The organism is Streptomyces sp. NPDC015220 (assembly GCF_043079345.1).
Taxonomy (GTDB): domain Bacteria; phylum Actinomycetota; class Actinomycetes; order Streptomycetales; family Streptomycetaceae; genus Streptomyces.
The window spans coordinates 1-14,565 of record NZ_JBIBUK010000045.1 but is presented as its reverse complement, the minus strand read 5'-3'; the positions used below and the strand labels follow the sequence as shown (position 1 = coordinate 14,565).

Sequence of the window (14,565 nt, the reverse complement as noted above, 5' to 3'; positions counted from 1 at the left end):
TTCCGGGACGGTCTGCCGGGGCGCGATGGGCATACCAGAGGAAACGATTCACCATATCCAGCGCGGCATTGTCCGAAAATGAGCGACTTACCCGGAACCGGCTGCCCGCTCGCTACGTCACACGGCACAGAGAGATGCCGTGCCGACGGACTCGGGGGACCCGACGGGGGTCATCCGTCGGCCGACGGGAAGGGTTCACGTGATGTCACGCAAGCGACTCGCCCTCGCAGCCACCGGACTGGCTCTGGCAGTCGGTCTCGTCGCACCCTCGGCCGCGATCGCCGCCCCGGCGGTCGGACAGGCCCGGATCACCGCCAACAAGTGCAGCGGCTGGAAGGAGATCCACATCAAGGGCGGAGCCGCCAAGTACATGGAGTGCACGAAGAAGGTCAACGGCAAGTCGTACGCCTCCGGGTCCTTCTACCTGTGGGACACCAAGCGCGACGGCAAGGCCGTGCAGGCCTACGCGGAAACCGACTACAACCACTGGTACGGCGACGACGTGACCTGGCAGCACTTCTACAGCTGGGCCGACGACAAGCACGGCAGCCCCAAGATCGTCACCGGCTGGCACCGGGGCAACGACTTCGGCCTGGTGATCGAACTGAAGTGACGGGCGCGCCGTCCTGACGTCCAGGACCGCTCGGCGGCGCGTGCTCCGTCATGGCGCCGGGCGGTCCTGCCGTAAGCGTCCGGGCCGTCGGTGGGCCGCACGCCGGCCAGGCCCGCGACGGACGCGCGAGGTGGGCGAGGTGGGCGGCGCGGCCCGGGCGGCCCCCACGCCCATGCCGGGGCGCCGGTCAGTCGCAGCGGCAGCATGAGCAGGAACAGTGCCGTCGCCGCGGCGGCCCACCGGGCCTCGGGGAGCGCCGGCGTCCGTGTGCGCCGCCGTGGAACGGCACCGCGGGAACGGTCGCCTCGGGGGCGGGGCGCTCGATCAGGGTGGAGGACATGGCAGGCAGGAGCCTTAACGCGGTCAGAGACAGGGCTGAGGAATCAATCCACATACATGTACACATGAACGATCTTTCATGTGTGGTCTGTAGTATGGGGCTCATGGGTCATGGAGCCGCTCCCGCGAAGAACGCCGTCCCGTGCACGCGCCTTGACGCGACCAGTGCCGCCCGCGTGGCGACCACCCTGCAGGCCCTGGCCACCCCGTCCCGGCTGCTGATCCTCTCCCGCCTGCGCGAGGGGCCCTGCGCGGCGACCGAACTGGCCAGCGAGGTCGGCATGGAGCAGTCCGCCTGCTCCCACCAGCTGCGGCTGCTGCGCAATCTGGGCCTGGTGGTCGGGCAGCGCCGGGGCCGCTCGGTGGTGTACGCGCTGTACGACAACCACGTCGCCGAGCTCCTCGACCAAGCGGTCCACCACATCGAACACCTGCGCCTCGGGCTCAGTGATGCAGCTGACACCGCCCAGGCGGAGGACGAGCGGGAACGAATCGGTACCACGCTCGACGCGGCACGCTGACGGGGCGGAGCGATGCTCGCGGCGCCGGCCGCCCGTCCGGGCCGGCGCCGCGGGCGCGCTCAGCCGAGGATGGGGATCAGGCCGAGGGCGAAGACCACGTAGAAGCCTGCCGCGACCGACAGACGAGCGGGAGTGAGTTTGTGGGCGCGCATGGTCAGCAGGAGGTAGACGATCGCGGCCATGGTGATCAGTCCCGACCACAACAGGGCGCCGTCGAAGTGCCACTTGGTGAACAGCAGGCCCAGGCCGGAGGGCACCGTGGCCTGGATCATCATCGCTCCCGAGATGTTGGCCAGCGCCAGCTTGGTCTTGCCCTGCCGGACCCAGATGACCGCGTTCATGATCTCCGGCAGTTCGGTGGCGATCGGTGACAGCAGCAGCGCGGTCACCGAAGCGGACAGGCCGATCATCGGGCCGATGGCGTCCAGCTGCTTCACGAACAGCTGCGAGGCGAAGAAGATCACCGCCAGCGTGGCCAGGGTCTGGGCGACAACGGCCCAGGTGGCCGGGGAGGCGGCCTTGGGCTGGAACTTCAGCGGCTCCAGCTCCTCCTCCTCGCCGTCCTCGTCCTCGCCGCCGCGGATCTCCCGCCAGAAGTAGACCGCGTACGCGGCGAAGAACAGCAGCCCCAGGACGGGCTTGAACGCGAACGCGACCAGGCCGAGCCCAACCTTGACGATGAAGATCGGCAGGAACCACTTCTGGTCCTTCGCCAGCCGCTTCATGTCCTTCTCGGTACCGAGCGTCTGGCGGGCGTCAGCGGCCGGCTGGACGCCCGTGCCGGGGGCGCCGCCTCCCGCGGCGACCAGTACAGCGGTACGCCCGCGCTCCTTGCGGCGCTTCAGCAACAGCATTGCGCCGGTCACTCCGTAGGCGACGGTGGCCAGTGCCAGCGGCCCGCCCATCGCGGCGCCCACGCCGATGTCCTTGGCCTCGTCGGTGCTACCGGTGGTGACCGCGACCAGGGTGACGACGGACTCGGGCAGGGCGGTGCCGAACGCCGCCAGGATCGTCCCGACGGCCATCTTGCCCACGTTGAGGCGCTCGCCGAGCCATTCCACAGCGTTGACGAACCACTCACAGGAGAGATAGATCGCCACCGCGCAGACGATCAGCAAGACAAAATGAATCACAGGTCTCGTCCAAACCTTCCCGCACCGGCGGGGCTCGAGGACGACCGCACGAGAAAGGGGTGACGGCAGCTTCGACCCCGCCGGCACGACATACGTCGTCGACAAAGGGCCGAAGGTCTCGCCCACCCGCACCGCTGTACGGGCCCGGTCACCGGGATCCCAACGCTGGGCTCCAGTGTGTCGACGACCGGTGTCTCAGGGCTACTCCCCTTCGCGACGGCCGAGCATACACGCTGCTCCCGGCGTCCCCAAGGCCCCGTCCCGCGCTCGGAGCCGCGCCGTTCCCACCGCCTGTCACGGGTCCGCCCGGCTGATCCGCGAAAGCGCCTCCCGCACGCGCGGGCGCCCCCGCGGAGCGGGACGCCCGCAGTACCCCCGCCGTTCGCCTGCCGCGCGGAGGGATCCTCCCGTCCTTCACCGCGGGAAGCCGCCACGGGCCCGGGCCGGGTGCGGTGCCGTTCGGTGACCGCGATTCGGCAGGGACGACGCGGCGGCGCAGTCGGCCTCCTCGCGCCGCGTCCGGGGCGTCAGCGGCCGGACACGGGAGCGCGCGTCGTCCCCGAAGGGCGCGGAACAGGCCGGTTGCGATTTCGGGCGTGACTTGTTCGATCCGCACGCGTCTGGTTACAGTCAGCCGCCATGATCGTTGATCTCCTGCTGATCCCGAGCGGCCTGATGACCGTCCCCCCTCACGGACCGTAGGTGACCGCTCACTTCGACGGCCGCCTGTCCGCCCACCGTCCCGGTGCGCGTCCGCGGTTCGCCCCTCACCACGAGGAGCGGCGAGACCGCCTGTGGGCCGCTCCGGACGCCTTGGCCGCCGACCGGGGGAGCACCGACACGCCGGTGGGCGTGGTGCGGAACCCGGGGCGGCGTCGCGCCGGACGCACAGCGCCGGTGGGGAGCACTTCCCGCCGCGTCCGGCCCGGTCCCCATCGTTGCCCTCGCGGGAACGGTGCGTGGACGCCGGTCGCGGAGGAGCCCCGGAGGGGGCTCCACGGCGTGTCGGCGACACCGAGCCCGCGGTCCGCGGGGCCGCTGCGGGCTGGCGCAGCCGTACGCGGCTCGGCCTACGGACCGTCGGCCGGCATTCCCGATCGTTTTGGAGGTCATCCCTGTGTCAGTCATCGGAGGGCGGACATGAGCGATTCCCAGGCGCTGAGAGATTCCTTCGCCCTGGTCGGCAAGTCGGGGGACGAGGTACCGCGGTACTTCTACTCGTACCTGTTCCTCATCGCGCCGGAGGTCCGGCCGATGTTCCCGGTCTCCATGGGCGCGCAGCGCGACCGGCTCGTCGCCGCGCTGGGCCGGATCGTCGCGGACGCGGACGACCCGGACCGGCTCATCCCGTACCTGCGGCAGCTGGGTCGCGACCACCGGAGGTTCCAGGTGGTCGCGCAGCACTACGAGGCGGTGGGGCAAGCGCTGCTGGCCACGCTGGCGTACTTCCTGGGGGAGGCATGGACCCCGGAGCTGCAGCGCGGCTGGACCGACGCCTACACCCTGGTGGCCCGCACCATGATCGAGGCCGCCGAGGCCGACGGCGCGGCGAATCCGGCGTGGTGGAACGCCGAGGTGGTGCGGCACGAGCAGCGCGGTTTCGACGTAGCGGTCCTCACGCTGCGCCTGGACCAGCCGATGGCGTACCTGGCCGGGCAGTCCGTGATGGTGGAGGCCCCGATGCTGCCGAGCTCCTGGCGGGCCTTCACACCGGCCAACGCGGCGCGCGCCGACGGGATAGTCGAGTTGCACGTGCGCGCCGTCGACGGCGGCCTGGTCAGCCCGGCTCTGGTCTACGGACTGCGGCAAGGTGAGGTGCTGCGTCTGGGAGCCCCGGTCGGCGGCAGGCTCACACTCCATCCGTCCGGCGGCCGGGATCTGGTGATGATCGCCGGTGGCACCGGCCTGGCCCCGCTGCGTGCCCTCATCGAGGAAATGGCCCGGCAGGGGTCCCGGCGCCAGGTGGACCTGTTCGTCGGGGCGCGTGACACCTACGGCCTGTACGACATGCCCGCGCTACGGCAACTGGCCCACGCCCACCCGTGGCTCCGCATCACGCCGCTGGTCGGCGCGGACGCCGGCACCCTCGACAATCGCAGCCTCGCCGGCCCCGTCCTGCGTACCGCCGCGTGGCATGGGCGCTCCTTCTACGTCTGCGGCTCGCCGGCCACGGTCTCCGCGACCGTGCGCGACCTGGCGAACGCGGGCATACCCCACAACCTGCTGCATTTCGAAGACGCTCGGTGATCGGAGAGACGTGAACGGGACAGGAGCACACCTTTTCGGGGAGCATCAGGTGAATCCCGAGGAACTGCGGTCGATGACCTTCCCCCGCGCCCCCCTGACCCGGCGCGGTTACAGCGAAGACGCGGTGCACGACGCGCTGCGCCGCTGCGCGGCGGCCCTGACGGCGCTGGCGGAGGAGAACAACCGGCTGCGGACGGACATGGAGCGCCACCGGGACTGGATCCGGGCGCACAACATCGGCGACGGCAGCGGCCCCACCGGGGTTCCGACCGTGGACGCCGTGCTGCAGCAGGCCCGCGCCCAGCAGGCAGCGGAGCAAACCGTCACCGCCGCCCGTGACCAAGCCCGGAACATGGTGCGGGCCGCCCGTACCCAGGCCGAGACGATCCTGCAGCAGGCGTGGGAACGGGCCACCCCGGCGGCGGAAGGCGCACAGGAAGAGGCGGAGCGGCTGATCACGTATCTGCGTCAGCTCGCGGAGTCACTGACCGTCACCGCCGACACCTACTCCGCCAAACGCGCCCCCGCCCAGCCGTCCACCGCCACCGCCACCACCACCGTCGCCGCACCCCCGAACGGCACCTGACCGACGCACCCGCACCGGGCCGCCGCCGGCACCGAGCGCGGCGAGCGCTCACCCGGGTGCGCTGTCCGCTGAACCGCCCGAGCGACCCGGCAGCGCCCCGGGCCGGTGTCGCCCGGCGCGAGCCTCAGGCGGTCCCTCGACCGGACCGCCCGCGCGCACCTGGCCGGGTACCTCTGCAGACCCGACGGATTCCCCGGTGGGCTTCGACGTCCTCGCGGCCCGACACGTCCCTCCCCCGGGTGTCCCGGGACCGACGGCACCCGGCGTCCGCATGGCCGACGACACCACGCTCGGGCTGGTCTCCTCCCGCCACCCCGCGCCTTCGAACGGTTTCCCTACCGCGCAGCACCACGCCCCTGGAGCGGACGGCGGCCGGCCGGGCACCGCGACGGATCACCCTCGACGCCCTGGAAGACCGCCACGCCGCCGCGACTCGTTGGACCGCGCCCGGTCCTACCGCGACCACGCGCGCTCCGCCGGGAGCCTCCTCGGCCGGCGAGCGGCCGGCCGAGGACGACGGGACAGGCCCGGCACGCCGGCCTCGCGCGGGGGCGCGACCGGCCGGTGCTCCGGCCGCGCGCGGGGAGCCGGCCTCATGTGGTGGTGCGGATGGCGGCGATGTCGAACTGGAGGCGGACCTTCTCGCTGACCATGGCTCCACCCTGGGCGAGTCTGGCGTTGTAGGTCAGGCCCCAGTCGGAACGGTTGATCGTGGTGGTGCCGTCGAAGCCGGCACGTTCGTAGCCGAATGGGTCGGTGACATGACCGATGTAGGTCAGTTCCAGGACGACGGGGCGGGTGGTGTCCTTGATGGTGAGGTCGCCGCTCATCTGGTAGACGTCCTGGCCCGCGAGGTGCACAGCGGTGCTGGTGAACGTCATCCGGGGATACTGCGCGGCGTCGAGGAAGTCACGGCCGACCAGATGCGCGTCGCGCTGCTCGACGCCCGTGTCGACGCTGGCGGTGTGCAGCACGATGTCGGCGCGCGAGCGCGCCGGGTCGCGGCCGTCGAAGCGCAGCCGGCTCTCGTACTCCAAGAAGGCGCCGCGCACCGTCGTCACCATGGCGTGGCGCACGGAGAAGCCGATCCTGCTGTGCGCGGGATCGATCATCCACTCCCCGGTCAGCGCCGACAGGGCGGGATCGGGAAGGACAGCGGTGGCGGTAGCCGGCACGGCGGAACGCACCGCGCCCTCGGGCGTGGCTGGGGCGGCGGGGGCCGCCGCGTGTCGGAGTGCGGAGCTGCGACCGAAAAGGTTCATGGGGCACGTACTTATGTCAAGACAACCGGTACCGCAAGGCATGGTCAAGAAACCCGTCGCTTCATCAGCAGACCTTCACAGGTCGGCGGCGCCGGAATACGGTCCCGGGGCCGCCGAGGGGATCGCGCGGCACGGTGATGTCCCGGTGGCGGAGCACGCGGCGGCGGATCACGTCCGGGAAGCCTCTGTTCCGTCCAGGGCGCCCGAGGTCTGCGGTGCCCGCCGCAGCCCGCCGTCGAAACGGTGCGCGGGAAATCCGCCGACGACGGCCCGGGACCCGCCGACACGCCTCGGCGGGCGCGGGGAATGACGGGAGCAAAGGCGTGGTTGGCACCTGTCATGCGCGCCTCTACCCCATCGTCGGCAGCTCCTCGCATGCCGCTCGCCGTCTACATCCTCGGCCTGTCCGTGTTCGCGCTCGGCACGAGCGAGTTCATGCTCTCCGGGCTGCTGCCGCCCATCGCCGAGGACATGGACGTGTCCATACCCCAAGCCGGCTTGCTGATATCGGCGTTCGCGATCGGCATGGTGGTGGGCGCGCCGCTGCTCGCGGCCGCGACGCTGCGGCTGCCGCGCAAGGTCACGCTCGTCGCCCTCATCTCGGTGTTCGGCCTCGGCCAGGTCGCGGGCGCGCTGGCGCCGACGTACGAAGTCCTCTTCGTCTCGCGGGTGGTGAGCGCCCTCGCGTGTGCCGGCTTCTGGGCGGTGGGCGCGGCCGTCGCCATCGCGATGGTCCCGGTGACCGCCCGGGCCCGGGCGATGGCGGTGATGATCGGCGGACTGTCGATCGCCAACGTCCTGGGCGTGCCGGCCGGTGCCTTCCTCGGCGAGCGCCTGGGCTGGCGGTCGGCGTTCTGGGCGGTGGCCGCGGCGTCCGCGATCGCGCTCGTCGGAGTGCTGACCCGGATCCCGCGCATCCCGCTGCCCGAACGGCACTCCGGGCTGAAGGACGAGCTCGTGATCTACCGGGACCGGCAGGTCTGGCTGTCCGTCGGAGTGACCGCGCTCGCGGCGGGCGGGGTGTTCTGCGCCTTCTCCTACCTCGCGCCGCTGCTCACCGATGTGGCCGGGCTGGCCGACGGCTGGGTGCCGACCGTACTGGCGCTCTTCGGCGTCGGGGCGCTGGCCGGCACGACGGTCGGCGGCCGGGTCGCCGACCGTCACCTGTTCGGCGTGCTGCTCTCCGGCATCACCACCTCGACCGTGCTGCTGGTCGCCCTGGCGCTGTTCGCGTCGAGCCCGGCGGCCGCGGTGGCGCTGTCGTTCCTGCTCGGCTTCTCCGCCTTCTACACGGCTCCGGCGCTCAACGCGCGCATGTTCAACGTCGCGGGCGCCGCGCCCACGCTGGCCGGCGCGACGACGACGGCCGCCTTCAACCTGGGCAACACCGGGGGCCCCTGGCTCGGCGGCACGGTGATCGACGGGGGTTTCGGCTTCGCCTCCACCGCTTGGGCGGGCGCGGCCATGACCTCGGTCGCGATCGCGCTGGTGAGCGTCTCGCTGCGTCTGCACAGCCGGTCCCGGGTCGTACGGACCGCCTCGCCGCTCAGCGCCTCGGCGCGGCACACGTCCCGCGGAACGGACACGCCGGCCGGCCACGGCGAACCCACGCCCGCCACGGTCGTCACCGTCCGCGCCGGTGCGGACGGTGACCGGACCGAACTGCCGCCGGTCCCCAGCCGCGACTGACACAGACTGCGCCGGCAGCCCTCGGAACGGCGGCAGGCCCCGCCGTTGGACGAGTCCCGGCCGCCGCCGCTGTCGAGCTTTCTCGACTCGATCCGTGAACCGCGGCGCCGATGCGATCGAGCGGCCGCATGCGGCATGCGGCCGCTCGATCGCATCGGCGTGACCGACCGGTGAGACCCTTCGAGGTCTCACCGGTTCGTAGGGGGCCCAGGGAGAGCCGTGGTGGCGCGGCGGGCGGGGCGCTACTGGATCGGCGACTTGTCCCTCCGGCTGCTCAGCATCCACGAATGGATCCGCGCAGGGCGGTCGGTTCCCGGACGGGTCCTGTCGGTCAGCCGAGTTGCCGATCGCGCAGATCGTCGGCGAGGCCGGCGACAGCCGGACCGCGGTCGCTCGGCAGACCGCCTACCTTCACGGCGTTCGGGCGCTCGGCCGTGCCCGCCTCGTCGACCACAGTCCCGGGCGGAGGCCGGAACGCGATACCGTCCCGCGTTCAGTGGACCGTGCGGGATCTCCGGCGTCCGCTTCGACCTGCCCATGGTCATCGCAGGCTCGCCCGCCGAGTTGTCGCGCAGCGGCGCCGACGTGCCGGACGTCCGGTCCGCCCGGCCGTCCGGCACGTTCACCGCCGCCCCTTCCGCTCCCGCGTCGAGGCCCGATTCGGATCGTCGCCCGGATCACCGGCTTTCACGACGCCCGCGGACCACGCGGCGCGTGCGGCTCGAGAACCCCGATCGGCCGCACGAACGAGTACCGGTCCGGCCTCGCCATGGCACTGGCCGCATAGGACGGACTTCATAGTTCGCGGGGATTGACAGGCAAGGCTTCTTCCTGAATGCGCGTCGGTCCCGGCGGCGAACAGTCGCCGGTCGGTGAAGAACCGCAGGCCGTTCCCTCTCGAATGGGGACTCGGTTTTGTGAAAGGATCGAATCTCCCTTCGACACCGGGCGGCAACAGTGGGTGATGTACCGCCGACCGGCCAGCTCAATACTTCCTACACAGCAACTCCAGGGGGGTCACCTTGGCCGTGGGTCACGCAGTGAACTTCAATGTCCTGGGCCCATTGGGTGTTTGTGTGCACGACCATCCGGTCGATCTCGGGTCCGCGCGTCAACGGGCGGTGCTGTCCACCCTTCTCCTCACACCGGGGCAGCCGGTGACGGCGGAACAGCTCACCGAGGCGGTATGGCCGAGAAGGGCACCGGCCGAGACCACCACGAGTCTGCACAGTTACGTCTCGCATCTCCGCCGCATCCTGGAACCACAGCGTCCGCCACGCGAACGGGACAACCTGCTGCGCCGTGAACAGGCCGGCTACGTGCTGGCGGTCGAGCCCGAGCGTCTGGACGCGGTCCGTTTCGAACGGCTGCTGCACGAAGGGCACGCGCTGCTGGCCGCCGGGCGCCACCAGCAGGCGAGCCTCACCCTCCGGGACGCGCTCGCGCTGTGGCGAGGCGGGGCGCACCCGGAGGTGAGCGACTACGCGCTCGGCGCGCACGTGGCCGCCCGCTACGAGGAACTGCGCCTGCTGGCCCTGGAGGACCTGTGGGAGGCGGAACTCGCCGCGGAGCGCGACCTCTCGGTACTGACGGCCGAACTGCCCGCGCTCAGCCTGAGGTTCCCCACGCGTGAACGGTTCAGCTGGCTCCTGATGAAGGCCCTCTACCGGACGGGACGGCGTGCCGAGGCCATCGACGCCTACCACCGTACGCGCAGAACCCTCGCCGAGGAGTACGGCATCGATCCCGGCGCGGAACTGCAGGAGTTATTCGGGCGAATACTCTGCGGCGACCCCGTCACCGAATGACCTCGCGCTGATCTCCTGTCCGTACGGCCCGGACCGTCGGCCCCGAGGGGGCGGCCGGCGGTCGGGGAAATGACGAATTCCGTAACAGAATTGTCATGTACGCGTCACTCGGTGGGATGCCTTTCCGTTGGCCGGAATTCAACGCGTTCCGCCGCTCCGGCCCTTTCCCCTCCGCTCTGGCAGGGCGGTTCGCCGCGGCTCCAAGATGCCGCCAAGACGACTCCAAGATGCCATCAAGACCTCCGTGGCAAGGTGTCGATCATCGAGCGGGGGCACCGGACGGCCGTAGGCCGCGAGGGTGGTACCGATGGAGCGTCACAACGGTCGCCGAGACGATCGGCGGTCGCTCCCGGCGCCCCTCGCCCGGCCGAGAGCACGATGTCACACAGGGGGAGAAGAACATGAACGGATTTTGTAGCCCACTCACCTGACGGAAGGTCGCCCCCGCTCGTGCCGTGCTGGACGCACCCGTCACGCACATCCCCCACGAGGTGGTGACCGCCGGCCGATCGCCCCGGACCACGCCCGGGTCCGGCCCCGGACCGGAACGGCGCGGTCCGCATCGGTGCGCAGGACGCCGGCCCGGAAGGACCGTGGGACGCGCCACGGCCGCCGTTGCCACGCGTCCGCCGAGCACGAGCCCGCGTCCGTCGCGTGCGAGGCGACGGGGACCGGACGACGAGACAGGTCGACCAGTCGACGAGAAAGCCGAGTGAGCCGTGTCCCAGACAACGCCGTGGCCCGAGCCGGACCGCGCCCCCGAAGATCCGACCGGGACGGTCACGCCGATCGTGATCGTCGGCCTGGCCTGCCCGGAGGACAACGGGACAGCGCCCGACGCCGCGCACGGGAAGGCCGACGGCCACGGCCGCGTGCGTACGGCGGCCGACGCTCTCGGGGCACGGGTGCGGTGGGCCCCAGAAGGGCCGGCGGACTTCTTCGGCCCCGTCCGCCCCGTTCCCGGCACGACGCCCGCGGCACAGCGGGCCGCACTGCACCTCGTGTGGGGGGCCCTGGAGGACGCGGGAGTCGTGCCTGACGCCCTGCGCGCGGCCGGCACCGCCGTCGGTGTCTTCCTCGTCGCACCGGACGGGGAAGCGGGGGCTTCCACCGGGGGGACCGGCGCTCTGGCGGAACTCGTCGCCGACGTCTTCGGCTGGGCGCGGGGCCCCCGCACGACCTTCGGTCCACGGCTGCCGGTCCGTGCGGCGGCCGCCGCGGCTGCGGATGCCCTGCGCCGCGGTGAGTGCGAGATCGCCCTCGCCGGCTCCGTCACCGGATCCGTCGTGGTGCTGCGCGAACGGTCGGCGGCCCGGCGGGCCGGCGACCGCGTCCTCGGACCGGTCGAGGCGCTCGGCGACGACGGGCGCACTCTGGACGCGGCGGTGCCGGACGACGGTGGTGAGCCGGCGGGGGAAGCGGGCGTAGGGGACGACCGGGGCACCGTGCTCGGTGGCGTGTCGCCGCTGGTCACCCCGCTGGTCCCGCTCGTCCTGTCCGCACGCACCGATGCCGCTCTGGCCGCGCGGGCCCGGGAGTTGCTCGCGCTCGTCGAAGCCGATCCGGACGTGCGGGTGGCGGACCTGGGGTGGTCACTGGCGACGACCCGCACGACGACGTTCGGGCAGCGGGCCGTGCTGCTCGTGGCCGACCGGGCGGAGGCGGTACGCGGGCTGCGGGCCGTGGCCGAGGGCGGCTTCGTCCCCCTGCTGTTCCGCACGGCACCCGGTGCGGGCTCCGCGGGCGACGGCCGCGCGGTCCACGTCTTCCCCGGCCAGGGTTCCCAGTGGCCGGGCATGGCCCTGGACCTGCTGGACGCCTCCGAGGTGTTCCGGGACCGGATGGCGGACTGTGCCCGGGCGCTGGAGCCGTACGTCCCGTGGTCGCCGGCCGACGTACTGCGCGGCACACCGGGCGCACCGGCACTCGAAGCCGTCGATGTCGTCCAGCCCGTCCTGTTCGCGGTGACGGTGTCGCTGTCCGCTCTGTGGCGCGCGTGCGGTGTGGAGCCGGCCGCCGTCGTCGGCGCCAGCCTGGGCGAAATCGCCGCCGCGCAAGTGGCGGGCGCGCTGACCCTGGAGGAGGCCGCGAAGGTCGTGGCCCTCTGGAGCCGGATGCAGGCCGCGGCCGAGGGCGAGGGCGACCTGGCCTCCGCCCTGCTGTCCCGCGCCGAGCTGCGGCCCTGGCTCGACGCGGACCACCGGCGGGGGAAAGTGCACTTCGCGGGCGGCAACGGCCCGCGGTCCGTGCTGTTCAGCGGCGAGCGCGCGGCCGTGACGGAACTCGTCGGCGCGCTGACCGCCGCGGGCGTCCGTGCCAGGAAGCTGAGCAACGGTCTCGCCGCGCACGCGCCGGACCTCGCGGTGGACCCCACCGCCCTGATCGCCGGGACGGCCTCGGTCACGGCGGCCCCGGCGGCCGTGCCGTTCCACTCCTCCCTGGTGGGGGGACGGCTCGACACGACCGGACTCGACGGCGCGTACTGGCACCGCAACATCACCTCGGAGATCCGCTTCGAGGAGGCGGTGCGCGGCCTGTTGACCGAGGGCCACCGTATGTTCCTGGAGGTCAGCCCGCACCCCGTGCTGCTCGGCGGGGTGCAGGAGACGCTGGAGGACACCGCGGCGACAACCCAGGCGGAGGGCCCCGCGGGGGTCGTCGGCACGCTCCGTCGCGGACAGGACGGACCGACCGACCTGCTGACCGCGCTGGCGGAGCTGTACGTAGGGGGAGGCACCGCCGACTGGGGCGCCCTCTTCCATGGCAGCGACGCCCGGCGGATCACACTCCCGACGTACCCCTTCACCGCCGACGCGGATACCGGGAGCGACACTCCCCGAGCCCGGTTCGCCCGACTCACCGAAGCCGAACGAAGCGTATGGGTCGAGCAGTTGGTTCGTTCCCAGATCGTCGCGCTGCGCGGCGCGCACACCGGTGACGCCCGCATCCCGTTCAAGGAACTGGGATTCGACTCGGTCACCGCGGTCGCCCTGCGCAACAGGCTCGTCGAAGCGACCGGGCTGCCCCTGCCCGTCACCCTGCTGTTCGAACGACCGACGTTCGGCGAGCTGACCGGCCACCTGCACGCGGAGCTGCTGGGCGCGACGGGCGAGGGGGCGGCCCTGGCCACGGCGGAACGGGCCGGGACGGAGCGGGCCCGGCGGAGCGGCCGGGACGGAGCGGCAACCTCCCACGCGGGAGACGGGGACGAGCCCATCGCGATCGTGGGGATGGCGTGCCGGCTGCCCGGGGGCGTGGACTCCCCCGAGGCACTGTGGCAGCTGGTGGCACGGGGTACGGACGCCGTCTCGGACTTCCCCGCCAACCGGGGCTGGGACCTCGACGCGCTGTACGACCCGGACCCGGACCACAGCGGCACCTCCTACGTCCGCGAGGGAGGTTTCCTGCACGACGCGGACCGGTTCGACGCCGCTTTCTTCGGGATCAGCCCGCGCGAGGCCCTGGCGATGGACCCGCAGCAGCGGCTGCTGCTGGAGACCTCCTGGGAGGCGTTCGAGCGCGCGGGCATCGATCCGACGGCGCTGCGCGGCGGCCGGAGCGGGGTGTTCATCGGCGCGATGAGCCAGGACTACGGCTCGCGGATGCACGAAGCGGACCAGGCGGTGCAGGGCCACGTACTGACCGGCACGACCGTCAGCGTGCTGTCCGGGCGGCTGTCGTACTTCTACGGGTTGGAGGGCCCGGCGCTCACCATCGACACGGCGTGCTCGTCGTCGCTGGTGGCGCTCCACCAGGCCGTACGGTCGCTGCGGCGCGGCGAGTCCACGGTGGCGCTTGCGGGCGGCGTGGCGGTGATGGCGGCGCCCGGCATGTTCGTGGAGTTCAGCCGCCAGCGCGGACTCGCGCCCGACGGCCGCTGCAAGGCGTTCGCCGCCGCCGCGGACGGCACGGCCTGGGGCGAGGGCGTCGGAATAGTGGTCCTGGAGCGACTGTCGGACGCGCGGCGCAACGGCCACCGGGTGCTGGCCGTCGTACGCGGCTCCGCCGTCAACCAGGACGGCGCCTCCAACGGGCTCACCGCGCCCAACGGGCTCGCCCAGCAGAGCGCCGTCCGGGCAGCGCTGGCCGATGCCGGGCTGGGTGCGTCCGAGGTGGACGCGGTGGAGGCGCACGGCACCGGCACGAAGCTGGGCGACCCGATCGAGGCACAGGCCCTGCTCGCCACCTACGGCACAGACCGCCCGGCCGAACAGCCCCTGTGGCTGGGTTCGTTGAAGTCGAACATCGGCCACACCCAGGCCGCCGCCGGCATCGCGGGCGTCATGAAGATGGTGCTCGCCATGCAGCACGGCGTCCTGCCCAAGACCCTCCACGTGGACGAACCCACACCGTACGTCGACTGGTCG

The 14,565-nt window shown here is 72.2% G+C and carries 9 protein-coding genes; 7 read left to right on the top strand and 2 right to left on the bottom strand.

All coding sequences use genetic code 11. The features are described 5' to 3' along the window. The first annotated feature begins 202 nt into the window (after positions 1-202). A complete protein-coding gene (locus ACF061_RS38800) occupies positions 203-613 on the top strand; it encodes a hypothetical protein (protein WP_392271731.1) in 411 nt (136 codons plus the stop codon). Between the two features lie 443 nt (positions 614-1,056). Beyond that, the gene (locus ACF061_RS38795) at positions 1,057-1,473 is read left to right on the top strand and encodes an ArsR/SmtB family transcription factor (RefSeq protein ID WP_392271730.1); all 417 of its coding nucleotides are present in this window, start codon (positions 1,057-1,059) and stop codon (positions 1,471-1,473) included. A gap of 59 nt (positions 1,474-1,532) precedes the next feature. On the opposite strand, the gene ACF061_RS38790 is transcribed toward ACF061_RS38795, so the two are convergent. After that, entirely contained in the window at positions 1,533-2,606 is a 1,074-nt protein-coding gene (locus ACF061_RS38790; protein WP_392271729.1) for a sodium:calcium antiporter, read from the bottom strand. A gap of 1,140 nt (positions 2,607-3,746) precedes the next feature. Between ACF061_RS38790 and ACF061_RS38785 the strand changes: the two genes are divergently transcribed. Both ACF061_RS38785 and ACF061_RS38780 read left to right on the top strand, forming a co-directional pair. Continuing rightward, a complete protein-coding gene (locus tag ACF061_RS38785; protein WP_392271728.1) occupies positions 3,747-4,853 on the top strand; it encodes a globin domain-containing protein in 1,107 nt (368 codons plus the stop codon). Between the two features lie 49 nt (positions 4,854-4,902). Continuing rightward, a complete protein-coding gene (locus tag ACF061_RS38780; protein WP_392271727.1) occupies positions 4,903-5,439 on the top strand; it encodes a DivIVA domain-containing protein in 537 nt (178 codons plus the stop codon). Between the two features lie 593 nt (positions 5,440-6,032). On the opposite strand, the gene ACF061_RS38775 is transcribed toward ACF061_RS38780, so the two are convergent. Further along, positions 6,033-6,701, bottom strand: a complete 669-nt coding sequence (locus tag ACF061_RS38775; RefSeq protein WP_392271726.1) for a YceI family protein — start codon at positions 6,699-6,701, stop codon at positions 6,033-6,035. Between the two features lie 375 nt (positions 6,702-7,076). Between ACF061_RS38775 and ACF061_RS38770 the strand changes: the two genes are divergently transcribed. The 3 genes from ACF061_RS38770 to ACF061_RS38760 all read left to right on the top strand — a co-directional run. After that, the gene (locus ACF061_RS38770; protein ID WP_392271725.1) at positions 7,077-8,390 is read left to right on the top strand and encodes a Cmx/CmrA family chloramphenicol efflux MFS transporter; all 1,314 of its coding nucleotides are present in this window, start codon (positions 7,077-7,079) and stop codon (positions 8,388-8,390) included. A 1,076-nt stretch (positions 8,391-9,466) separates the two neighbouring features. Continuing rightward, complete coding sequence (locus tag ACF061_RS38765) at positions 9,467-10,198, top strand: BTAD domain-containing putative transcriptional regulator (RefSeq protein WP_392271724.1); 732 nt, start codon at positions 9,467-9,469, stop codon at positions 10,196-10,198. Between the two features lie 719 nt (positions 10,199-10,917). Beyond that, positions 10,918-14,565: beta-ketoacyl synthase N-terminal-like domain-containing protein (locus ACF061_RS38760; protein ID WP_392271723.1), on the top strand; the 3,648-nt coding region annotated here is incomplete at its 3' end.